The sequence below is a fragment of the Micromonospora noduli genome (assembly GCF_003264365.1).
GTDB classification, from domain to species: domain Bacteria; phylum Actinomycetota; class Actinomycetes; order Mycobacteriales; family Micromonosporaceae; genus Micromonospora; species Micromonospora noduli.
Genome location: NZ_PYAK01000066.1, coordinates 1 through 22,389 on the forward strand (window position 1 = coordinate 1; position 22,389 = coordinate 22,389).

Sequence of the window (22,389 nt, forward strand, 5' to 3'; positions counted from 1 at the left end):
GCTGGCCCCGGCCGACGCCCGGCCGCCACTGGCCGAGGCGCACGCCGCGCTGACCGCCCAACTGGAGGGCGGGGTGGCGGCGTACGAACGGCTGGTGGTCGCCGCCGCCGGCTACCTGGCCGAGGACTCCCGACCGGAGACCGCCCACCCTGCCGCCGACCGGCTCACCGAGGCGACCGACCTGCTGCACGGGGTCGCCGGGGCGCTTGCCGAGCTGCGGGCCGTCGGCACCCCGCTGCGCGCGCCGACGCGCTGACGGCGTACGCCCCAGGGACCGCGCTGACGGCGCACCCCACCGAGGCCGCGCGCGGCCCAGGGCCGGTCACGGTGGTGTCGTCACCAGGACCGGCCCGGTGTACGGCGAGGTGCCAACGACGTTGAACGACCGGATCCGGTAGTGGTACGTGACGTCCCGTTCCAGCCCCGTGTTGGTGAAGCCGCGGCCGGTCACCGTGAAGGTGGCCGTCTCCTGCTCGAAGGCCGGGTCGAGTGCCCGCTGCACGATGAACCCGGACCCCGGGCCGCCGGGTGTGCTCGCCTCCCAGGCCAGGATCACCGTCGCGGTGTCCGGCCCCGGTGCGCTGGCGGTGGCGCTCACCCCGCTGGGTGCTCCCGGCGCGGGTGGTGAGGTCACCGTGGCAACCGTCGACCACGCCGAGGCGGAGCCCAGGTAGGTGGTCCGCACCCGGTAGTAGTACGTGGTGTCAGGTGCCACTGTCGCGTCCAGGTGGTTGTCGCCGACCCCGATCGCCGTGGTGCCCGGGCCGCTGGTGAACGTCGGGTTGGTGGCCCGCTGCACGTCGATGCCGGTGGCGAACGAGCGGTTCGTCCAGCGCAGCGCCACGCGCAGCGGCGCGGCCGGCGGGAGCGTCGCGACCAGACCGCTCGGCGCGGCCAGGTGCACCGAGGCGGGTACGCCGTTCGACCAGGACGAGTAGCTGACCGAGTTCTCCGCCCGGATCCGGTAGTGGTAGGTCACGCCCGGGGTGACTGTCGCGTCGGTGTAGCGGGTGGCGGCGGCCGCGACGGTGATCGTGGTGACCTCGCCGCCGAAGGTCGCGTCGGTGGCCCGTTGCAGCAGGTGGCTGGTGGCGGGCGGTCGGCCGCCGTTGCTGGTCCAGGCCAGCGCGATCGCGGGTAGCGCGGTGGCCGAGCCGGACACCGGTGTGGCGGTCAGCCCGGTCGGCGCCTTCGGCGCCACCCGCAGCACCAGCGGCCGGCTCATCCCGCCGTCGCGGTGGCCGGCGAGCTGACTGTGCCAGCGGTACTCCCAGCCCAGGTTGACCAGTTGGTTGACCACAGTGGCCGGTCGCCCGTCGATCGGGCTGACCGGCGTCGACCCGGTCCGCGCTCCGGCCGGGCGACAGGGGTCGAGCAGCCGGACGCTGTCTCCCAGCTTGAACGGCAGCGCTGGCGCGACCGGGCGCAGCGCCACCACCACGTCCTCCCGGGGGTTGACCCGGATGACTCCCTTCCAGCCCAGCTCCGTGCCGTGCGGGAGTCGCAGCGTGCCGTCCCAGCCAACCCGGTTGATCACCTGCATGTCGCAGCCGGCGACGTGCAACGGCTCGGTCTGCCGGACGTTGCCGCTGATCCGCCAGAGCTGCGTGCCGTCGGTGGGGGCGCCCACCGGCACGGCGGGGTCGGTGGTGAAGAGCACCTCGGTGACCGGGTCGGTCGCACCGAGCGGCAGCGTCGTCGGGTTGAGCGGCCCGGCGTGCGGGTGCCCGACGCCGAGCCGGCCCGCCAACCGGCCGTGGTCCGGCTCGAAGATCTGCTGTGCGGCCTTGACCGCGATCGGCACTGTCACCGGGCCGGTGCCGGCCGTCGGCGTGAACGTCACAGTGGTGGCGTGCACCGGCACCGTCGTCTGCGCCGGGGTCCGGGTGCCGAACGCCGGGTCGTACGCCGGCTGCGGGACGATCGGCGGGCGCTGGCTGGCCGCGTACGCCAGGGGCAGCCGATCGCGCAGCCGGCTCAGGTCGTACGGCGACTCGGGTGTCCCGGTGACCCGGAACTGGAGCACGGTGCGGGTGTTCGGGCCGTACCCCGGTTCGGTCTGGGGTGGGCCGCCCTCGGCGCTGTGGTCCGGGGCGTCGGTGTGCTGGTCGTAGCGACTGTCGAAGCCGGGCAGCGGGGCCGGAGCGTCGTTGTACAGGATCAGCGTGCTGCCCGGCGGCACGGCGGAGAAGTCGACGAGCACGTCGGCTCGTTCTCCCGGGGCGAGCAGCAGCGTGTGTCCGTCGACGTTCAGCACTGTCGGGTCGAGCCGGTCGTAGCGGTAGCCGATCGGTTGGTTCGGCAGCACCACAGGCGCCGGCAGGAGGCCGGCCTCGTTGCCGATCTGGATGAACTCCGGGCCGGCGGCGCGCGGGTCCGGCACACCGCCGTCGCGTCCGTCGGTCGGCCACCCCGCCGGACGGTCCGCCGCCCGCGCGGCGGGCACCATCGGCACCTCACCGGCGTCGGGGTCGGCGAGCGCCCCGTCGGCCGTCCACATCGCCGCGTCGGAGCAGGCCCGGTAGAGCTGGAGGTTGAGGCTGCGGTCCAGGCAGGCGTTGAGGATCCGGAACCGGTACGTGCGCGGCCGCACCTCCAGGTACGGGTAGGCGACGCCGTTGACGAGCGGGGTGTCGCCGTACGCCTCGGGAACGGCCGACGGGTGCGGTACACCGGGGCTCATTGGCGGCTCGTCCGGCGCGCCGACCGGGTCGTGGTACGGGTTCGGCACCCAGCCGTCGGTGCGGGCGTCGTCCGAGGCGGAGTTGCGGGACCAGGGCCCGTAGTCCCACCGGCCGGTGGGGTTGCGTCCGCCGGAGGAGTACGGGTTCTGCCGGGGTTGGTAGACGTGCGGGTGCCAGAGACTGCCCCGGGCGCCCCAGCGTTCCCGGTCCCAGGTCGGGTCCTCGGCGGCGAGTTGGGTGTCGTCCGGAACGAACGTCTTGTCCTCGATCACCAACGGCACCTGGTCGGCCGGCAGCACCGCGTCGGCGACGAGCTGGTCCTCGGCCGGGTCGGTGAGCAGGTAGAGCGCGAGCTGTCCGCTGTAGACGGTGAGCCGGGCCAGGCCGAGGGTGTTGTCGTGGAACCACAGCAGTCGGCCGCTCTGCTCGTTCGGGAAGTAGAGCGTGGTGGCGCCGGCTCCGGGCGCCGGCATGTCCGGCACGTGGGCCAGGCCGGGCCCGGTCGGGTACGGGGTGATCTCCCCGGCCGGGGTGATCCACTGCCCCGGGTTGCCCGCGCTGGTCCAGCCGGTCTGCGCCCCGGCCAGGTGCAGCACGGCCCGGTTCTGCGGGTACGGCGCCGGTCCGTCCAGTGGGCCCAGGCCGGCCCCCTCGATGGTGTCGTCGACCGGCAGGAACAGCTCGCCGGACCGACCGGTGGGGAGCTGGTTGATGAACTTCACCCGGACCGGTCGACCCCGACGGGCGCGGATCATCGGCCCGAGGTGCCACTGTCGCTCCGGAGGCGCCACCGTGTTGTGTCCGGCCGGGTCGGTGCCCAGGTTGAGTTGCCGGTAGCCGCGCAGCCGGGTGACCGGCAGGTCCCGGTGCAGCCGCTGGGCGTACTCCTGTAGGCCGATCTCGTAGTAGTCGCAGCCCGGATAGCTGATGGTGTCCGGCACCGCCACCGGCAGGTGGCTGCCGAGGTCGCCGCTGCCCGGCTGGCCCGGCAGGGGCAGTGGATCGACGAACTTGCGCAGCCCGGTCCCAGCCACCACCTGCCCGTCGGGGTCCCGCGTCGGGCGGGGGCTGTGGGCGAAGTTCGGCACCGGGCCGAAGTAACGGGGCACGACGGCCGGGTCCAGGCTCGGCGTGACAACGGCCTCCTCGGCGGTACGCGGGGCCGGCACGGACGCCGCCCGGCCGTCGGCATCGGTGTCGCGGGTGGTCCGCTCGAAGAAGGTGGAGCGGAGTCTGCGGAACATCGCCATGACTCTCCCCGGTTCGGGGCGCGAGGTCCGCCACCCCGGCGTGGGGGACCTCGGCACTCTGCTGACGGTCGGTGAGCGCTCAACCGCAGCATGCGACTCCGGAGGCCGGTTAGGAATTACCCAATCGTCCGTTTCTGCCATGGATCCCGTCAGGCGAGAGCCTGGTCAGCCGGATGACGACGGACCCGGACGCTCGGGCTGGCAGACCGGGCACCAGTAGGTGACCCGTTCGCCCAGCTCCTCCTTGCGGATCGCGGTGCCGCAGCGGCGGCAGGGCTGGGCGCGGCGGCCGTACACGTAGCTGGTCTGCCCCCGGTGCAGTGAGCCGGTGCTGCTCTGCGTCCACCGGCCCCGGTTGGCGGCGAGCAGCCGCTGTGCGAGGGCCACCAGGCCCGGCAGGTCGGGCACTCCGCCGACCGGGGTCCACGGTGACACGCCCCGCAGGAACAGCACCTCGCACTTGTAGAGGTTGCCCACGCCGGCCAGGTTGCGCTGGTCGAGCAGCGCCTCGCCGATGGTCTGCTCCGGGTGGTCGGCGAGCCGACGGACCGCCTCGGCCGGGTCCCAGTCGGAGCCGAGCAGGTCGGGGCCGAGGTGGCCGACCAACTGGTCCTCCTCGGCGGTCGGCACCAGGGTCAGGTCGTGCAGGTGGTAGCCGACCGCGACAGCGCCGGGGCTGCGCAGCACCGCCCGGATCAGGTGCGCGGGCCGGCCGTTCCAGCGTTCCCCCGGGGCGTACGCCCGCCAGGCACCGTCCATCCGCAGGTGGGAGTGCAGGGTCCAGTGCTCCTCGGTCGGGGCGTTGAGCCGCAGCAGCAGGTGCTTGCCCCGGCTGGCCGACTCGCGGACGGTCCAGTCGGTGAGGTCCGTGGTCGCCAGCTGCGGCACCCGGAAGTCACTGCCGGTGATCCGCGCGCCGGCCAGCGCGCGGTGCAGCACGCGCGCGGTGTTCCAGACGGTGTCGCCTTCGGGCACCCTGCCATCCTCCCTCTTTCGAGCAAGATTCGCATGTGTCGCCATTTGTACTCAGGTTCCTCATGATCTCCTGACATGCGAGGGTCAGGGAGTTCTGAGGAGAATGCCCATGACGCGACCGCGTTGTCGTATCCCATCCGTCGCCCTCATCGCCACCCTCGCCCTCCTGCTCACCGCAGCGCTCCTACCGGCCACCGGCACTGCCCCGGTCGCACCCGGCGGCGCTCCGATCACCCTCGTCGCCGCCGCACCCGGCGACGAACGGTGGAGCGCCGACCTCACCATCGTCGACCGCGATGATGTCAACGTCCGGCGTACGGCCGCCGGCCTCCGCCTGCGGGAGGCCCGGTCCACCGGGCGCGGCGCCCGCAGCCCGCACAGCGCGGTCGCCGAGGGGATGCTGCTGACCGCTCCCCGCACCCTCACCCGGCCGGCCACCCGGGTCCGCGCCGAGATCAACGCCGCGGTTCCGGCCGGGGCGACAGTGGAGGCGCAGGTCCGCGGCTGGCGGGCCGCCGGCTGGACGGAGTGGCGGGCAGCCACCGCCGGCGCGGTCTTCGACCGGCCGGTCACCAGGGTGCAGACCCGGGTGGTGCTCACCGCCCCCGATGGCGGCGCCACGGCGACGGTACGGGGCGTGCAGCTCACCGCCGACGCGAACGCCGCCGTCTCCGCCGCCACGCCCGGCCGCACCTACCGGGTGTACGCCACCCGCATCGGGCTGGTCGGTGAGGTGACCGCCAACGGCCGTACCGTGCAACCCCGGGACCACTTCGCGGCGCTGCCGTCGCGGCGAGGGCTCTCCCCGCTCAACACCGGCGACTACACCGTGCGGGTCTGCACCACCAGCGGCTCCCGCTGCGAGTACGCCCCGGTCTGGGACGTCGGGCCGTGGAACACCCGCGACGACTACTGGAACCCGTCATCGGTCCGGGAGAACTGGAAGAACCTGCCGCAGGGCCGGCCCGAGGCGCAGGCCGCGTACCAGTCCGGCTACAACGGCGGACGGGACCAGTTCGGGCGGACCGTGCTCAACCCGGCCGGCATCGACCTGGCCGACGGCACGTTCTGGGACGGGTTGCGGCTGACCACCAACGCCTGGGTGGACGTCGCCTACCTGTGGACCGGAGGCGGGCCGCGCGGCGTGGTCGGTGACGGGCCGCTCAACATCCGCACCGGGGCCAGCACGTCGTACGCGACGCGGGGCCTCGCCGCCCGCCTGGCCCACGTGCCGATCCAGTGCTACGTCACCGGTCAGTCGGTCGCCGGCCCCTTCCGGACCACCACCCGCTGGAACCGTCTGGCCAGTGGCCAGTACGTCAGCCACGCGTACATCTCCAGCGTGTACGGCGGCAGCGTGCCGGTCTGCTGAGCCACGCTCACCCCGTCGGGCGCCCCGTCGACGTCAGGGGCGCTCGTCGGGGCGAGCCGTGCGCACCATGTCCTGGTAGCGCGGGTGGCTGGCACCGTAGACGGCGTAGTTGAGACGGGCGTGTGTGAGGCTCAGGTCGCCGTTGGGGCCACCGCGGACGGCGTCGGCGTCGGCGTCGGTCTGGCCGTCGTCGGTCCAGAAACAGACGGGGCACGTCCCCCCGCCGGTTCGGGATGCACAGCAGGGACAGCCCACAGGAACCACATGCTCACCCACCGGAGAAGCATTCCACAGTCGAACATCAGCCCGATACCCGCAGGAGGTCCCCCGGGGAGGCCGCGAGGAGGTCCGCGGCCCGCCCGCCGTTGACCGCGACCGCTACCAGACCGGCCGAATCGACGTACGCCACCAGGCCCCCGGCCGGGGCGTCGCCGAAGGTCCGCCCGTGCACCGCCACGAGGGCCGCAACCGGCCCCGGCCGGCCCACCCGGAGCGTGGCCGGCAGCGGATTGAGCAGCTCGGCCGGCGCGGCCAGTTGGACGTTGCCGAAGTGGTCCACGGTCAGCACCTCGGCGGTGAAGCCCTCGGCGTCCCGGGTCACCGTCGGCGTCGGAAGTCGCACCAGCCCGGCCGGGTCGACCGGTGGGCCCGCCTCGGACAGCGGCGCGCCGAGCGCCAGCCGGGCCGCCACCGGCGCGAAGACGTCGCGGCCGTGGAACGTGTCGGACACCCGGGAGGCCAGCCAGCGCGACCCGGTCAGCTCGACCGCGTCGGTCACCCCACCGAGCGCGGTGGCCGCGTCCAGCAGCAACCCGTTGTCCGGGCCGACCAGCAACCCGCCCGGGGTGGCCAGCGCGACCCCCCGTCGGGCGGTGCCCACGCCCGGATCGACCACCGCCACGTGCACTCCCACCGGCAGGTACGGCACTGTCTGCGCCAGCACGGCGGCACCGCGCCGTACATCCGCCGGCGGCACCAGATGGGTCACGTCGATCACCCGGGCGGCCGGCGCGATCCGGGCGAGGACCCCGTGGCAGGCGGCCACGAAGCCGTCGGTGAGGCCGTAGTCGGTGGTCAGCGAGATCCAGGGCACGGCGGACATGCCCGCAGGCTAGTAGAACCGCGGCGTGCTGGCGGATACGGGACAGCGCAGTGGCCGACCGGCCCCTCCCGCCGCCGGAGGACGTTGGGCAGACTGCCCTGGTGACAACTCGGAACCTCACCGCAGTCGGAATCCTGCTGGTCGCCGTCGCCCTCAGCGCCGGTTGTGGCAGTGACGACGACGGCAGCCCGACCGCCTCGCCGTCCGTCTCGTCCGAGGCGGCCCCGACCGGCCTGCCGACACCCCAAGCCGCACCCGATGCCGACGGCGCGACCCCGCCCTCCGCCGCCGCACAGGGCACGACGCAGCGACGGCCGGCCAGCCCGCCGCCGGTGGTGCTGCCCAAGCGTCCGGCCAGCGCGCCCGGCGCGAAGCAGGTCGTCGACGCTTTCCGGGCTGCTGGCCTGAAGGTGCCGCGCCCGAAGGACCGCTCGGTCGACTGTGGGCCGGACGGCCTCGGCCTGGGCTGTTCCGAGCTGATGGCCACCGACGCCGTCACCGTCTACGTCTTCCCGGACGACACCAGCGCCAGCGACATCGCGGAGACCTGGGGCGGCCAGTCGTACCGGCGTGGCGCGGTGGTGCTGAACTACCTGGAGGCGAAGACCCCGGCCGCCGACCGGCCCCGCTACGAGAAGGTCCTCAACGGCCTGGGCTGAGGACCGCTCCCTGGCGCCGCCACCGAGGCTGCTCCGCAGCGGTGACTTCGTCCAGCGGAGCAGCCGGCGCGGGCAGGAAGGGTGGGTCAGCCGCGCAGGCGCAGGCCGCGGGGGGTGGCCCGGAAGCCGGCGGCGGTCAACGCGTCCCGCAGCGGCGACGAGTGCACCGCCTCGCCGTCGGCCCGCTCCACCGACATCGCGCCCAACGCCCCGGAGTGGACGGCGTCGGCGAGCGCCTTGCCGGCCGCGGCGAGCGTGTCGGTGTCGTCGGTGAACGAGAGCAGCGTCCGGCCGCCGCGCTCGACGTAGAGGACAAGGTCGCCGCCGACCTGCACCACCAGGGCGCCCGCCTTGCGCCCGGCCCGGTGCCCGGTCGCCGGGGTGGCCCCGTCGCCGGAGTCGACCACCCGTTCCGGCCAGGGCAGCGCCGCACCGTACGGGTTGGCCGGGTCGGTCGCGGCGAGCACGGTGGCCACCGCGCCCCGACCCCGGGAACCGTCGGTCGGCTCGGCCAGCGCGCGCAGCCGGTCCACCGCACCGGGTACGGCGAACTGCGCCGCCCCGAGCCCTTCGACGAAGTAACCCCGGCGGGCCGCGCCGCGCTCCTCCAGCGCCGACAGCACCGGGTAGACCGCCGAGAACCCGCCGACCACCTGCTCGGCCATCACCGCGCCCCGGGTGACCACCCCGTGCCGCTCCAGCAGCAGGTCGGCGAGCGCGGCGGCACGCCGGGTCGGGTCGAGGTCCCGCTCCGGGAGCCGCGACCAGCGGCCGGCGACGGTCGGCGGACCACCCCGGGTCGGCAGCGCCACCCGACCGGGCCGCCGGTAACGGGTGCGGGGCGCGGACGGACGGGAGCGGTGCGCGCCGCCAGCACCGAGCACCGCCCGCAGCGGGGCGAGGGTGTCGTTGCTGAGGTGCCCGGCCCAGACCAGGTCCCAGATCACCCCGGTCAACGCGGCGTCGTCGGTCGAGCCGACCCGGTCGGCCAGTGGGCGGAAGAACAGCGCCTGCCCGTCGCCGAGCGCGTCGAGCACCGCGTCGTGCAGCGGGGTACGGGTCAACGCCTCGTCCGGCGGCGGCAGCAGCAGCGGCGCGGTGTCCGCGTACGCCAGGGTGACCCAGCCGTCGCCCCCGGAGATTGCGCCCGACCCTGCCCAGAGCACCTCCCCGCTGGCGCACAGCTCGTCGAGCTGGGCGGGGGAGTAGTCCGCGACCCGGGCGGGCAGCACCAACCGCTCCAGCGCGGACGCCGGCACCGCAGTGCCCTGCAACTGCTCCACAGTGGCGGCGAGCGCCTCGATGCCTCGGGCGGATGAGCCGACCTGCTGCCAGCGTGGCAGGAACGTCGCCAGCGCCCGGGGCGGCACCGGCTCGATCTCCCGGCGCAGCGCGGCGAGGGAGCGGCGGCGCAGCATCCGCAGCACCTCGGCGTCGCACCACTGGGCGCCGGCCGAATCCGGGGTGAACTCCCCGGAGACCACCCGCCCGGTGGCGCCGAGCCGGCGCAGCGCCTGCTCGACGACGAACACCCCGAGCCCGAACCGGGCCGCGCAGCTGGCCGCGGCGAACGGCCCGTGGGTGCGGGCGTAGCGGGCCACCAGGTCACCGAGCGGGTCGGCCACCGGGGCGAGGTACGCCTCGGCCACTCCCATCGGCAGCGCCACGCCGAGGGCGTCGCGCAGGCGGGCGGCGTCCTCGACGCCCACCCAGCGCTGCTCGCCCGCGATCCGGACCCGCAGCACCCGGCGGGTGGCCTCCAGCTCGCTGAGCCACGTCTCCGGAACCCCCCGCTCGGTCAACTCGGCGTCGCTCAGGTCACCGAGCACCCGCAGCAGCTCGACGACGTCCTCGGCGTCGCGGGCGCGGCGCTGATCGGTCAGCCACCGCAGCTGCCGGTCGGTCTCGGTGAGCACCGCCGGGTCGAGCAACTCCCGCAGGTCGACCCGGCCGAGCAGCTCACCGAGGAGCGTGGAGTCAAGGGCGAGTGCGGCGGCGCGGCGCTCGGCCAGCGGGGCGTCACCCTCGTAGAGGAACGCGCCGACGTAGCCGAAGAGCAGCGACCGCGCGAACGGCGACGGCGCGCTGGTCTCCACCTCGACCAGTCGCACCTTGCGGGTGGCCAGGTCGCGCATCAGCCCGGCCAGTGCCGGCTGGTCGAAGACGTCCTGGAGGCACTCCCGAGCGGCCTCCAGGGTGACCGGGAAGTCCGCGTACTCGCGGGCGACGTCGAGCAGTTGCGCGGCGCGTTGCCGTTGCTGCCAGAGCGGTTGGCGGCGGCGCGGGTCGCGGCGCGGCAGCAGCAGGGACCGGGCGGCGCACTCCCGGAAGCGGGCGGCGAAGAGGGCGGAGGTGCCGACCGACTCCTCCACGAGCTGGGTGATCTCGTCGGGCTCGAAGACCACCACGTCGGCGCCGGGGGGCTCGTCGGCGGTGTCCGGAAGTCGCACCACGATGCCGTCGTCGGAGGGCATCACCTGGGCGTCCACCCCGTACCGCTCGGCCAGCCGGCGGCCCACCGCGAGGGCCCACGGCCCGTTGACCCGGGCACCGAGCACGCTGTGCACGGCCAGCCGCCAGTCACCCAGCTCGTCGCGGAACCGCTCGACCACTACCGTGCGGTCGTCGGGCAGCGAGCGGGTGGCCTCCCGCTGCTCGCGCAGGTAGGCCATCAGGTTGCCGGCGGCCCAGTCGTCCAGCCCGCCGTCGCGCAGCGCGGCCAGAGCCGCCTCGTCGGTCTGGCGCAGCAGGGTGCGCACCCGGGCGCCGATGGCCCGGCCCAGCTCCACCGGTCGACCGAGCTGGTCGCCCTTCCAGAACGGCATGCGCGCGGCCTGCCCCGGGGCGGGCGAGACCAGCACCCGGTCCGGAGTGATCTCCTCGATCCGCCAGGAGGACGAACCGAGCAGGAAGACGTCGCCGACCCGGGACTCGTAGACCATCTCCTCGTCCAGCTCGCCGACCCGGGCGGCCCGCTCGGCGCCGGCCAGGAACACCCCGAACAGACCCCGGTCGGGAATGGTGCCGCCGCTGGTCACCGCGAGTCGCTGCGCGCCGGGGCGGCCGGTGAGCAGGTCGGTGGCCCGGTCCCAGACCAGTCGGGGGCGCAGCTCGGCGAAGGCGGTGGACGGGTAGCGGCCGGAGAGCATGTCCAGCACGGCGTGCAGCGCCGAGTCGGGCAGCTCGGCGAAGGGCGCGGCCCGGCGGACCAGCACGGCCAGGTCGCCGAGCGCCCACGGCTCCAGCGCCACCATCGCGACGATCTGCTGGGCCAGCACGTCCAGTGGGTTGCGCGGGTAGTGCAGCTCCTCGATCGCGCCGTCGGTCATCCGCTCGGCGACCACCGCGCAGGAGAGCAGGTCGCCGCGGTGCTTGGGGAAGACCACCCCCCGGGAGACGGCGCCCACCTGGTGCCCGGCCCGGCCGACCCGTTGCAGGCCGGCGGCCACGCTGGGCGGCGCCTCGATCTGCACCACCAGGTCGACCGCGCCCATGTCGATGCCGAGCTCCAGGCTGGAGGTGGCGACCACCGCCGGGAGTTGACCGGACTTGAGCGCCTCCTCGATGTGCTTGCGCTCCTCCCGGGAGACGCTGCCGTGGTGGGCGCGGGCGATCACGGGCGGCGCGCCGGTGGCCGCGCCGGACTGGGCCATCACCTCGGCCGGCGGCCGGTTGCGCACCGGACCGGCGGGGCCACCCCAGCGCTGCGCGCCGGACGCCGGGCCGTCGTCGCCCGCCGGGTCGTCGCCGGCAGGCAACCCCTCCGGTACGCCGATGGCGCCCTCGTTCGACGCGGATGCGGCCACCGCCTCGGCGGCCAGCTCGTTGAGCCGTGCGCAGAGGCGCTCGGCGCTGCGCCGGGAGTTGGTGAAGACGATGGTCGAGCGGTGCTGCCCGATGAGGGTGAAGACCCGCTCCTCCACGGCCGGCCAGATCGACGCCCGACGTGGCCCGGGGCCGCCGAGGTCGTCCTCCGGTGGCTGTTCCTGCTCGTCCAGGCGGGTCATGTCCTCCACCGGGACCTGCACGCTGACCTCGATGGTCTTCGGGGTGGCCGGCTGGACCACGTCGACCGGGCGGGCGCCGCCGAGGAACTGCGCGCAGGCGTCGATCGGCCGGACGGTGGCCGAGAGGCCGATGCGCTGCGCCGGGGTGGGCAGCAGCTCGTCGAGGCGTTCGAGGGAGAGGGCGAGGTGGGCGCCGCGTTTGCTGCCGGCCACCGCGTGCACCTCGTCGACGATCACCGTCTGGACGCCACGCAGCGAGTCGCGAGCCGCGGACGTGAGCAGCAGGAACAGCGACTCGGGCGTGGTGATGAGGATGTCCGGCGGGGTGCGGGCGAAGGCTCGTCGCTCGTCGGCGGGCGTGTCGCCGGTGCGCATGCCGACGGTGATGTCGGGCGGTGCGACGCCCAGCCGGGTGGCCGCCTGCCGGATGCCGGCCAGCGGGGCGCGCAGGTTGCGTTCCACGTCGACGGCGAGGGCCTTGAGCGGGCTGACGTAGAGCACCCGGCACCGCTGGCGGGCCTCGGTCGGCGCCGGCTCGCGGGCAAGTCGGTCCAGTGACCAGAGGAAGGCCGCGAGCGTCTTGCCCGAGCCGGTGGGCGCCACCACGAGCGCGTTGCGGCCGGCGGCGACCGATCGCCAGGCGCCGGTCTGCGCGGCGGTAGGGGCGGCGAAGGCGTTGTCGAACCAGGCGCGGGTGGCCGGGCCGAACCCGGCCAGCACCGCGCCGGCGTCTGCGTCTGCCCCGGTCACCGGTCCATCGTGCCCCGCCGGTCCGACATCCACGAGCGGCCCACGACGGAATGGGCCCGCAAAAGGCAAAAAGCGTGGAACGTGCGCTTAATACGTTAAGTCTCACTTAACTGCTTGCTTCTAAGGAGCAACATAAAGTAACTTCACTCGCAACGCGAACCGGGGTGAGGGGATTTGATGGCCGGCGAGCAGCGCACCGTCGAACCGGGCACCGACGTGCTGATTCGCAAGGTCGACAGCCACCTCGCCGCGCTCCGCACCGGCCTGCACGGCCCCGAGCTCGAGCTCGCCGAACGCCTCGCCCACTGTCTTCGCGAGATGGTTCTCTGCACCGCCCAGGCCAGCGCCGCCGACCGGGGTCAGGTCCGCGTTGCCGTGCACTACTTCGTGCTGCGTCGCGAGAGCCGTGGCCGCCTGCTGTCGGTGCGGTCGCTGACCGCCGCCGAGCGGGTGGTCGACCGGGTCGCCCGCCAACTCGGCCGCCTCGACCTGCTGGCCGAGCTACGCCGCGACCGCCCCACCCCCGACGACGCGCAACCCCTCAACAACGCCCTGCTGCGCTGACGACGCCGCACCCTCTCCCGCGTTGATCAAGAGGTTTGCGTCAGGAACGCGGGCGCGGATGACGCAAACCTCTTGATCACCGGTTGGGGCTGGGTTGGGGTTGGGGCTGGGGTTGGGGCTGGGTGGGCGAATTCTGGCAAAACCGCCCGGCGGGGGAGGAACTGGCGTCTGATCGCTGCTAGGCGCCACCGCTGCCACGGGCGTCGGCCATGTCGATCGGGAGTGCAGGTGCTGGTACTGCTCATCCTCCACCTCGTGGCGGCCCTCGCCGCGCCCCTGCTCGTCCGCTGGTGGGGTCCGCGCGCGTGCTACCCGCTGGCGCTCGCGCCGGCCGCCGCGTTCTGCTGGGCGGTGGCCCGCACCCCGGCCGTCGCCGACGGCGGGGCGGTGGTCGAGACGTACCCGTGGATCCGGCAGTTGGGCCTCGACATCGCGTTCCGGCTCACCACGCTGTCCTGGCTGATGACGCTGCTGATCGGCGGCGTCGGCGCGTTGGTGCTGGTCTACAGCGCCAGCTACTTCAGCGCCGGCTCCATCGGGCTGGCGCAGTTCGCCGCGATCCTGGTCGCCTTCGCGGGCGCGATGCTCGTCCTGGTCTTCGCCGACGACCTGCTGCTGCTCTACGTCGGCTGGGAGCTGACCACGATCTTCTCGTACCTGCTGATCGGGCACAGCACCGAACGGCGGTCCAGCCGCTGGGCGGCGGCGCAGGCGTTGACAGTCACCACGCTGGGCGGCCTCGCCATGCTGGTCGGCTTCATCATGCTCGGCGAGCACGCCGGCACCTACCGCTGGTCGGAGATCAGCGCGCAGCCGCTGCCCGGCGGCGGGTACCTGGTGGGCGCCGTGCTGCTGATCCTGGCCGGTGCACTGTCCAAGTCGGCGGTGCTGCCGTTCAGCTCGTGGCTCCCGGTGGCGATGGCGGCACCCACGCCGGTCAGCGCCTACCTGCACGCCGCCGCCATGGTCAAGGCCGGCGTCTACCTGGTCGGGCTGCTCGCCCCGGTGCTCGCGACGGTCGGCCCGTGGCGACCGCTGGTGCAGGTCGCCGGCGTGGCGACCATGCTGCTCGGCGGGTGGGCAGCGCTGCGCCAGACCGACCTCAAGCTGCTGCTGGCGTACGGGACGGTCAGTCAGCTCGGCCTGCTGGTGGCGGTGACCGGCTCGGGCACCCCGGACGCCGCGCTGGCCGGCACCGCGATGCTGCTGGCGCACGCCCTGTTCAAGGCGGCGCTGTTCCTGGTCGTCGGCATCATCGACCACGGTGCCGGCACCCGTGACCTGCGCGAGCTGTCCGGGCTGCGGCAATGGTCCCGGCCGCTGTTCGTGGTCGCCGTGCTGGCCGCGGCGTCGATGGCCGGTGTGCCGCCGCTGGTCGGCTTCGTGGCCAAGGAGGCGGTGTTCGGGGCGTTCACCGACCAGCCCGTGCTCCTCACCGGCCTGGTCGTCGGGACGGTGCTCACCGTCGCGTACAGCGCCCGCTTCCTCTGGGGCGCGTTCGCCGACCGGCCGGGTGTGGCGCCGGTCCCGCCGGGATCGATCGCCGCGTCGATGCTGGTCCCGCCCGCGGTGCTCGCCGGTGTCGGTCTGCTCGCCGGTCCGGCCGCGAGCGTGCTCGACGACCTGCTGCGCCCGTACGCCGATCTGCTCGGCGGGGTCGACGCGCACCTGGCGCTCTGGGCCGGACCGACCCCGGCGCTCGGCCTGTCCGTGCTGGCGCTCGTCGGCGGCGGCCTGCTCTTCACCGTGCGCGGGCCGCTCGCCCCGGTGCTGGCCCGGCTCCGATCGCCGGTGAGTGGAAACCAGGGGTACGAGTGGGTCATCGGCCGGTTCGACCGACTGGCCATCGAGGTCACCGGCGCGACCCAGCGCGGCTCACTGCCGCAGTATCTGGGCATCATCCTGGTCACCCTGGTGCTGGTGCCGGGCACGGCGATGCTCTCCGCCAGCCCCTGGCGGGCGCGGGTTCCGCTCTGGGACAGCCCTCTGCAACCGGTGGTCGTCGTGGTGATCACGGTGGCGGCGGTGCTGGCGGTCGGTGCCCGTCGCCGGCTGACCGCGATGCTGCTGGTGGGCATGACCGGCTACGGCACGGCGATGTTGTTCGTGCTGCACGGAGCGCCCGACCTGGCGCTCACCCAGTTTCTGGTGGAAACCTCGACGATCGCGGTCTTCGTGCTGGTGCTGCGTCGCCTGCCGGAGCGGTTCTCGGCCCGCCCGCTGCGCCGTACCCGCTGGGCCCGTCGGGTGATCGGGGTGGCGGCGGGGTTGGTGGCCGCCGGGTTGGCCCTCACCGCCGTCGGCGCCCGTCGGGCACCGGACATCTCCGCCGCCTTCCCCGACCTGGCGGTGGTGCACGGGTACGGCCGCAACGTGGTCAACGTGACCCTTGTCGACATCCGGGCCTGGGACACGATGGGCGAGCTGGCGGTGCTGGTGGTGGCCGCGACCGGGGTGGCCAGCCTGATCTTCGAGCGCTCCCGCACCGGGCCGCGGCCGCGCCGGCCCGAGTCCGAGCAGGGGGTGGGTGGACGCGGCCGGCCGGTTTGGCTGCGCGGTGGCCCCACCCTCTACGAGGAGCGCCGCTCGATCGTGTTGGAGGTGGTCATCAGGCTGATCTTCCACACCGTGGTGCTGTTCTCGCTGTTCCTGCTCTTCTCCGGGCACAACGCGCCGGGCGGCGGGTTCGCCGGCGGGTTGGTGGCGGGTCTCGCCCTGGTGGTGCGCTATCTGGCCGGCGGCCGGTACGAGCTGACCGAGGCGGCCCCGATCGGCGCCGGCGCGATTCTCGGCGCCGGGCTGGCCGTGGCTGTCGGCAGTGGCGTGGTGGCGCTGCTGGTCGGCGGGTCGGTGCTGGAGAGCGCGAAGGTCGACCGAGCGCTGCCACTGGTCGGCGACGCCCATCTGGTCACGTCGCTCTTCTTCGACATCGGCGTGTACCTGGTCGTGATCGGGCTGGTGCTGGACATCCTGCGCAGCCTCGGTGCCGAGGTGGACCGGCACATCGAGGCCACCGGAACGGCCACCGGCGGGTTAACCGTCGACAAGGGGGACCGGGCATGACGCGCAGCGGTGCGGGGCCGACGTTGGTGCTGGTGCTGGCCGTCGCGGTACTGGTCGGGTGCGGGGTGATCCTGCTGTTGGAGCGCAGCCTGACCCGGATCCTGCTGGGTGTGGTCATGCTCGGCAACGGTGTGAACCTGTTGATCCTGTTGGGCGGGCGGTCGGGCGGAGCGCCGATCGTCGGCACGGGCCCGGTGGAGCGGATGAGTGACCCGCTGCCGCAGGCGATGGTGTTGACCTCCATCGTGATCACCTTCGGGTTCACCGCGTTCCTGCTCGCGGTGGCGTACCGCAGCTGGTATCTCTCCGGCGACGACGAGGTGCCCGACGACCTGGAGGATCGGCAGATCATCCGGCAGGCCGGGCGCAACGAGGCGGGTGCCGTCGATTTCGGTGGGGAGGGCCCGAACGGCGACCCGGAACAGGTCGATCCCGAGCCGGCCCGCCGCCGGTTACGACACGGGGACGAGTCGTGATGCGCACCCTGGTGCCACTGCCGGTGGTGGTGCCGCTGCTCGGTGCGGCGCTGACCCTGCTGCTGGCCGGGAAGCCGCGAATCCAGCGCGCGATCAGTGTGCTGTGTCTGAGCGGCACGCTGACGGTGGCGGTGCTGCTGCTGGTGCAGGCGTACCGGCACGGGCCGGTGGTGGTGGCCGTCGGGGGGTGGCCGGCGCCGGTCGGCATCGTCCTGGTGGCCGATCAACTGGCCGCGCTGATGCTGGTGGTCTCCTCGGCGGTGACCCTCTGCGTGCTGCTGTACTCGATCGGCCAGGGTCAGAGCGACACCAGCGAGAGCTCGCCGGTGTCGATCTTCCACCCGACGTATTTGGTGCTCACCGCCGGCGTCACCAACGCGTTCCTGGCCGGTGACCTGTTCAACCTCTTCGTCGGGTTCGAGATCCTGCTGGCCGCCAGTTTCGTGCTGATCACCCTGGGGGGCACCGAGACCCGGATCCGGACCGGGTCGACGTACGTGGTGGTCAGCATCCTCTCCTCGATGATCTTCCTGACCTCGGTGGGTCTGGTGTACGCGGCCACCGGCACGCTCAATCTCGCCCAGCTCGCCCAGCGCCTCGACGACCTGCCCGACGGTGTCCGACTGGCCCTGGAGCTGATGTTGCTGCTGGCCTTCGCGATCAAGGCGGCGGTCTTCCCCCTGTCGGCCTGGCTGCCGGACAGCTACCCCACGGCGCCGGCTCCGGTCACGGCCGTCTTCGCGGGTCTGCTCACCAAGGTGGGCGTGTACGCGATCATCCGTACCGAGACGTTGCTGTTTCCCGGTGGGCGTGCCCACATCCTGCTCATGGTCGTCGCCGGGCTGACCATGGTGATCGGCATCCTCGGTGCGGTGGCCCAGTCCGACCTGAAGCGACTCTTCTCGTTCACCCTGGTCAGTCACATCGGCTACATGATCTTCGGGGTGGCGTTGAGCACCGCCGCCGGCCTCGCCGGCGCGATCTTCTACGTGGTGCACCACATCACCATCCAGACCACGCTGTTCCTCGTCGCCGGCCTGGTCGAGGAGCGTGCCGGCAGCACCGACCTGCGTCGTATCGGCGGGTTGGCCCGGGTGGCACCGCTGCTGGGTGTGCTCTTCTTCATCCCGGCCATGAACCTCGCCGGAGTGCCACCGTTCTCCGGCTTCCTCGGCAAGCTCGGCCTGCTCCAGGCCGGGGTGGCGGCCGGCGGGCCGCTGCCCGGGGTGCTGGTCGCGGCCGGCACGCTGACCAGCCTGCTCACCCTCTACGTGGCGTCCCGGGTGTGGAACATCGCCTTCTGGCGCGCGCCCCGGCTGGCCACCAGCGAACCAGTCGTCCAGTTGCCGAGGCTGATGGTGGGCGCCACAGTGGCCCTGGTAGCCCTCGGGCTGGCGCTGACCGTGCTGGCCGGTCCGCTCTTCGACGTCACCGCCGACGCGGCCGCGGACCTGCGGCTGCGCACCCCGTACGTCCGTGCCGTGCTGCCGGGCGGTGTGCCGTGACCGGCTCCCCGGAGCCGGCTCCCGACGCCCCCGGGCCCTCCGTGGTGGGTCGGGGCCGGATCGGGCGCTGGCGGGACCAGGCGGTGGCGCTCGGGTGGCTGGTGGTGGTCTGGAACCTGCTCTGGGGCGACATCAACTGGGCCAACCTGGTCGGTGGCCTGCTGGTGGGTGCGGCAGTGCTGGTGTTCTACCCGCTGCCGGCGGTCAGCTTCGGTGGCCGGTTGCGACCGTGGGCGCTGCTGGTGTTCGCGGGCCGGTTCGCCGTCGAGCTGGTCAGCGCGAGCCTGCACGTCGCCCGGATCGCCGTGCAGCCCGGCTACCGACCCCGCGGGGCGATCATCGCGGTCCGGTTGCGGGTGCCCACCGACCTGAACCTGGCACTCACCGCCGAGGCGGTCTCGTTGGTGCCGGGCACGTTGATCCTCGAGGTGGACCGGGACTCAGGAACGCTCTACCTGCACGTCCTGGACACCCACGGCCCCGGGGACCTGGACGCGGCCCAAGACCGCACGCTCACCATCGAGCGGCGAATCGTCCGCGCGGTCGGCTCCGCCACCGAACTGCGCCACCTCGACGTCACCTCACCCGAGAAGGGAACCCGCCCGTGACCACCTTCCTGGCCGTCGTCCTCACCGCACTGCTGTCGGTCACCGCGCTCCTCGCGCTGACCCGCCTCTACCGGGGCCCGTCACTGGTGGACCGGGTGATCGCCGCGGACATGCTGCTCGCCACGATGGTCGGCGCGGTGGGCGCGGAGGCGGCGGTCAACCGGCACGCCACCACGCTGCCCGTGCTTGTGGTGCTCTCCCTGCTCGGCTTCGTGGGTTCGGTGTCGCTGGTCCGCTTCGCCGTCCGGGAGCAGCAGTGATCGCGACGATCGCGGACTGGCTCGGCTCCGGTTGTCTGGTGGCCGGCGCGCTGCTCGCCCTGGCCGCCGGGGTCGGCGTACTGCGTTTCCCGGACGCGCTGTCCCGGATGCACGCGGCCACCAAGCCGCAGGTGCTGGGGGTGCTCCTGCTGCTGCTGGGCATCGCGTTGCGGCTGCGGTCCCCGGCCGACCTGGGCATGATCCTGCTGGTGGCGGTCTTCCAGTTGGCGACCGCGCCGGTGGCGGCGCAGATGATCGGGCGGGCCGCGTACCGGTCGGGGCGGCTCGACCGGGGCCTGCTCGACGCCGATGAGCTGGCCGACCGCGGACAGGGCAGCGGGCCGGCGGGGCCGGCGTGACGACCGCCAGGCGGCAGCCCGGCCTGCCCACCGGCGGCGTCCGCTGAACCGGACGTTCCGCTCCTTCGGCCCACCCCCAGCGGAGTCCCAGCCAGCGCCGATAAAATGACGGCATGATCGACTCTTCTGCCCAGGAGGGCAGCAGTAGCCAGCCGGGTCGTGCCCGGCATATCCCCGTACCGACGACCCCGGGAGCCCTGAGCGACCCGTGTTGATCGTCGTTGGTCTCCTTCTGATCATTCTTCTCACTGCCGCCACCGGCTACTTCGTGGCGCAGGAGTTCGGCTACGTCGCCGTGGACCGGGGCAAGCTGCGCCAGCTCGCCGATGACGGCGATCAGGCCGCCGCCCGGGCCCTGACCGTCACCAGCCGGCTCTCCTTCATGCTCTCCGGTGCCCAACTGGGCATCACCGTCACCGCGCTGCTGGTCGGCTACGTCGCCGAGCCGTACCTGGGCGGTGGTCTCGCCGACCTGCTCGGCCTGGCCGGCGTCAGCGAGGCGGTCAGTCTGCCGCTGTCGGTGGCGTTGGCCCTGGTCATCGCCACCATCGTGCAGATGGTCCTCGGTGAGCTGGCCCCGAAGAACCTGGCCATCGCCCGGGCCGAGCAACTGGCCCGGGCGCTGAGCCGCTCCACCCTGATCTACCTGGCCGTCGCCGGGCCGCTGATCCGGCTCTTCGACCGGGCCTCGGTCCGGCTGCTGCGCCGCATCGGCATCGAGCCCATCGAGGAGCTGCCCAGCGGCGCCACCCCGGCGGACCTGGAACAGATCATCGCCGAGTCTCGCGAGGAGGGCAGCCTCGACGCCGAGATGTCCACGCTGCTCGACCGAGGCCTGGACTTCCGCGAGCTGACCGCCGGCGAAGCCATGGTGCCGCGCGTCGACGTGCACACCGTCCGGGCGCACGAACCGGTGAGCCGGGTGGTCGAGCTGCTGGACACCGGCCACTCCCGCTTCCCGGTACGCGGTGCGGAGGGTGTCGACGACCTGCTCGGCATCGTCGGCATCGCCGACGTGCTCGGCGTACCCCCGGGGGAGCGGGCCACCACTCCGGTGAGCGCGGTGGCCGGGCCGCCGCTGCTCGTACCGGAGACGTTGCCCCTGCCCACGGTGCTCGACCGCCTGCGGTCCGGGCACCGGCAGATGGCGTGCGTTGTCGACGAGTACGGCGGCTTCGCCGGCGTCATCACGCTGGAGGACATCGCCGAGGAGCTGGTCGGCCCGATCCGCGACGAGGACGACCCACCGGAGCGGGCACCGGCCCGGCAGGACGACGGGTCCTGGGTGGTGCCGGCCCGCTGGCGGATCGACGAGGTCGCCGACAGCACCGGCATCGCCCTGCCCGAGGCCCCCGAGTACGACACCCTGTCCGGGTTGGTGATGCGGGAGCTGGGCCGGGTGCCGGAGGTCGGTGACCGACTGGAGATCAGCCTGCAACCCGAGGGGGCGGACGGCGAGGACAACGAGGCGGAGCCCCGGGCCCTGGTCGAGGTGCTGGCCGTGGACCGGCACGTGGCCGACTCGGTGCGGTTGCAGCTGACCAAACCCGAGGTGACCGCATGAGCCCCGGAATCGCACTGTTCAGTTCGGTGATCCTGCTGGCACTGAACGGGTTCTTCGTGGCCGCCGAGTTCGCCCTGGTGGCGAGCAAGCGCTACCGCTTGGAGCAGGCGGCGGCGAACGGTGGCCGGGCGGCACGGGCCGCGCTGGATGGCGTCCGCGAGCTGTCGCTGATGCTGGCCGGCGCGCAGCTCGGGATCACGCTGTGCACACTGGGTCTCGGCGCGCTGGCCGAGCCGGCGATCGAGCATCTGCTCAGCCCTCTGCTGCACGCGGTGGGCCTACCGGACGCGGCCAGTCACCTGGTCGCCCTGGTCTTCGCCCTCGGGGTGGTGACCTTCCTGCACCTGGTGGTGGGGGAGATGGCACCGAAGTCGTGGGCGATCACCGACGCGGAGCGCTCGGCGACGCTGCTCGCGTTGCCGTTCCGCGCCTTCGCCCGGGTCTCCCGGCCGGTGCTCTCCGCGCTGAACGCCCTGGCCAACGCGATCCTGCGGCTGTTCGGCGTCAACCAGCAGGACCAGCTCGCCCAGGTGCACGGCCCGGACGAGCTGCGGATCCTGCTGGAGCAGTCCCGTGAGCACGGGCTGCTCGGTGCCGAGCAGCACCAACTGCTGACCAGCATGCTGGAGTTGCAGGGCACGTCGGTGGCGCAGGTGATGGAACCGTTCGCCACCATGGTCACCGTCCGCCGGGACGACCCGGCCGAGCGGATCGAGGAGGTCAGCCGGGACAGCGGCCGATCCCGGCTCGCGGTACTCGACGAGGCGGGCGACGTGTGCGGGCTCGTGCACGTCCGGGAGGCGGTACGGGTGGTCACCACGGGCCGGGTCGCCACCGCCGGGGCGCTGATGACCCCCGCGTTCACGCTGCCCGCGACGTCCTCGGTCACCGAGGCGGTGGCGGCGATGCGGGCCCGGCAGTCGCAGCTCGCGCTGGTCCGCAACGGCGGTGGCCCGGCCCGGCCGATCGGCTTCGTGGCCCTGGAGGACCTTCTGGAGGAGGTCATCGGGGAGTTCGACGACGAGACCGACACGGTCCCGCGCGGGCGTCGTTTGCGCTGACCTGTCGACCCGGCCGCACTGACGAGGTGCGGCCGGGTCAACGCTCGACACGGCAGCGGGCTTGAGCCGACCCCGACCGGGTAGGCGCGCCTGGTGGGGCCGGCGGGGCCCCGTCCCGGGAGGGGGCGCG

16 protein-coding genes and 1 pseudogene are annotated in these 22,389 nt (G+C 73.4%); 12 read left to right on the forward strand and 5 right to left on the reverse strand.

Going from position 1 to position 22,389, the window contains the following annotated elements; translation table 11 throughout:
• Positions 1-256, forward strand: a pseudogene (locus GUI43_RS29255) (phage shock envelope stress response protein PspM); the annotation flags it as partial.
• A 66-nt stretch (positions 257-322) separates the two neighbouring features.
• Here the strand turns inward: GUI43_RS29255 and GUI43_RS29260 are convergent.
• Entirely contained in the window at positions 323-3,934 is a 3,612-nt protein-coding gene (locus GUI43_RS29260) for a hypothetical protein (protein WP_112700246.1), read from the reverse strand.
• 165 nt (positions 3,935-4,099) lie between these two features.
• Positions 4,100-4,909, reverse strand: a complete 810-nt coding sequence (locus GUI43_RS29265; RefSeq protein ID WP_112606011.1) for a DNA-formamidopyrimidine glycosylase family protein — start codon at positions 4,907-4,909, stop codon at positions 4,100-4,102.
• A gap of 109 nt (positions 4,910-5,018) precedes the next feature.
• On the opposite strand from GUI43_RS29265, the gene GUI43_RS29270 reads away from it, so the two are divergent.
• Positions 5,019-6,281 carry a DUF8814 domain-containing protein gene (locus tag GUI43_RS29270; RefSeq protein ID WP_112700247.1) on the forward strand — a complete coding sequence of 421 codons (1,263 nt, stop codon included), beginning with the start codon at positions 5,019-5,021 and terminating at the stop codon, positions 6,279-6,281.
• A gap of 33 nt (positions 6,282-6,314) precedes the next feature.
• Here the strand turns inward: GUI43_RS29270 and GUI43_RS29275 are convergent, their stop codons facing one another.
• Positions 6,315-6,557, reverse strand: coding sequence for a CPCC family cysteine-rich protein (locus tag GUI43_RS29275; protein WP_238671784.1), 243 nt, complete (start codon positions 6,555-6,557; stop codon positions 6,315-6,317).
• Positions 6,558-6,582: 25 nt separating this feature from the next.
• Positions 6,583-7,383, reverse strand: a complete 801-nt coding sequence (locus GUI43_RS29280; RefSeq protein ID WP_112606005.1) for an SAM hydrolase/SAM-dependent halogenase family protein — start codon at positions 7,381-7,383, stop codon at positions 6,583-6,585.
• 101 nt (positions 7,384-7,484) lie between these two features.
• Between GUI43_RS29280 and GUI43_RS29285 the strand changes: the two genes are divergently transcribed.
• Entirely contained in the window at positions 7,485-8,042 is a 558-nt protein-coding gene (locus GUI43_RS29285) for a hypothetical protein (protein ID WP_146765969.1), read from the forward strand.
• An 86-nt stretch (positions 8,043-8,128) separates the two neighbouring features.
• Here GUI43_RS29285 and GUI43_RS29290 read toward each other — a convergent pair whose 3' ends face one another.
• Entirely contained in the window at positions 8,129-12,799 is a 4,671-nt protein-coding gene (locus GUI43_RS29290; protein WP_112700249.1) for an Lhr family helicase, read from the reverse strand.
• Positions 12,800-12,976: 177 nt separating this feature from the next.
• Between GUI43_RS29290 and GUI43_RS29295 the strand changes: the two genes are divergently transcribed.
• The 9 genes from GUI43_RS29295 to GUI43_RS29335 all read left to right on the forward strand — a co-directional run bounded on the left by GUI43_RS29295 (position 12,977) and on the right by GUI43_RS29335 (position 22,259).
• The gene (locus GUI43_RS29295) at positions 12,977-13,363 is read left to right on the forward strand and encodes a hypothetical protein (protein WP_112586625.1); all 387 of its coding nucleotides are present in this window, start codon (positions 12,977-12,979) and stop codon (positions 13,361-13,363) included.
• Between the two features lie 228 nt (positions 13,364-13,591).
• Complete coding sequence (locus GUI43_RS29300; protein ID WP_112700254.1) at positions 13,592-16,426, forward strand: Na+/H+ antiporter subunit A; 2,835 nt, start codon at positions 13,592-13,594, stop codon at positions 16,424-16,426.
• Positions 16,423-16,902, forward strand: coding sequence for a Na(+)/H(+) antiporter subunit C (locus GUI43_RS29305; protein WP_112700250.1), 480 nt, complete (start codon positions 16,423-16,425; stop codon positions 16,900-16,902). The genes GUI43_RS29300 and GUI43_RS29305 overlap by 4 nt, the downstream gene beginning before the upstream one ends.
• The gene (locus GUI43_RS29310) at positions 16,902-18,407 is read left to right on the forward strand and encodes a Na+/H+ antiporter subunit D (RefSeq protein WP_112586629.1); all 1,506 of its coding nucleotides are present in this window, start codon (positions 16,902-16,904) and stop codon (positions 18,405-18,407) included. Before GUI43_RS29305 ends, GUI43_RS29310 begins: the two co-directional genes overlap by 1 nt.
• Positions 18,404-19,015, forward strand: a complete 612-nt coding sequence (locus tag GUI43_RS29315; protein WP_112700251.1) for a Na+/H+ antiporter subunit E — start codon at positions 18,404-18,406, stop codon at positions 19,013-19,015. The genes GUI43_RS29310 and GUI43_RS29315 overlap by 4 nt, the downstream gene beginning before the upstream one ends.
• Entirely contained in the window at positions 19,012-19,275 is a 264-nt protein-coding gene (locus tag GUI43_RS29320) for an MrpF/PhaF family protein (protein WP_112586633.1), read from the forward strand. Before GUI43_RS29315 ends, GUI43_RS29320 begins: the two co-directional genes overlap by 4 nt.
• The gene (gene mnhG, locus GUI43_RS29325; protein WP_112700255.1) at positions 19,275-19,634 is read left to right on the forward strand and encodes a monovalent cation/H(+) antiporter subunit G; all 360 of its coding nucleotides are present in this window, start codon (positions 19,275-19,277) and stop codon (positions 19,632-19,634) included. Before GUI43_RS29320 ends, mnhG begins: the two co-directional genes overlap by 1 nt.
• A 208-nt stretch (positions 19,635-19,842) precedes the next feature.
• Complete coding sequence (locus GUI43_RS29330) at positions 19,843-21,198, forward strand: hemolysin family protein (RefSeq protein WP_112586635.1); 1,356 nt, start codon at positions 19,843-19,845, stop codon at positions 21,196-21,198.
• Positions 21,195-22,259 carry a hemolysin family protein gene (locus tag GUI43_RS29335; protein WP_112586637.1) on the forward strand — a complete coding sequence of 355 codons (1,065 nt, stop codon included), beginning with the start codon at positions 21,195-21,197 and terminating at the stop codon, positions 22,257-22,259. The genes GUI43_RS29330 and GUI43_RS29335 overlap by 4 nt, the downstream gene beginning before the upstream one ends.
• Positions 22,260-22,389: the final 130 nt, after the last annotated feature.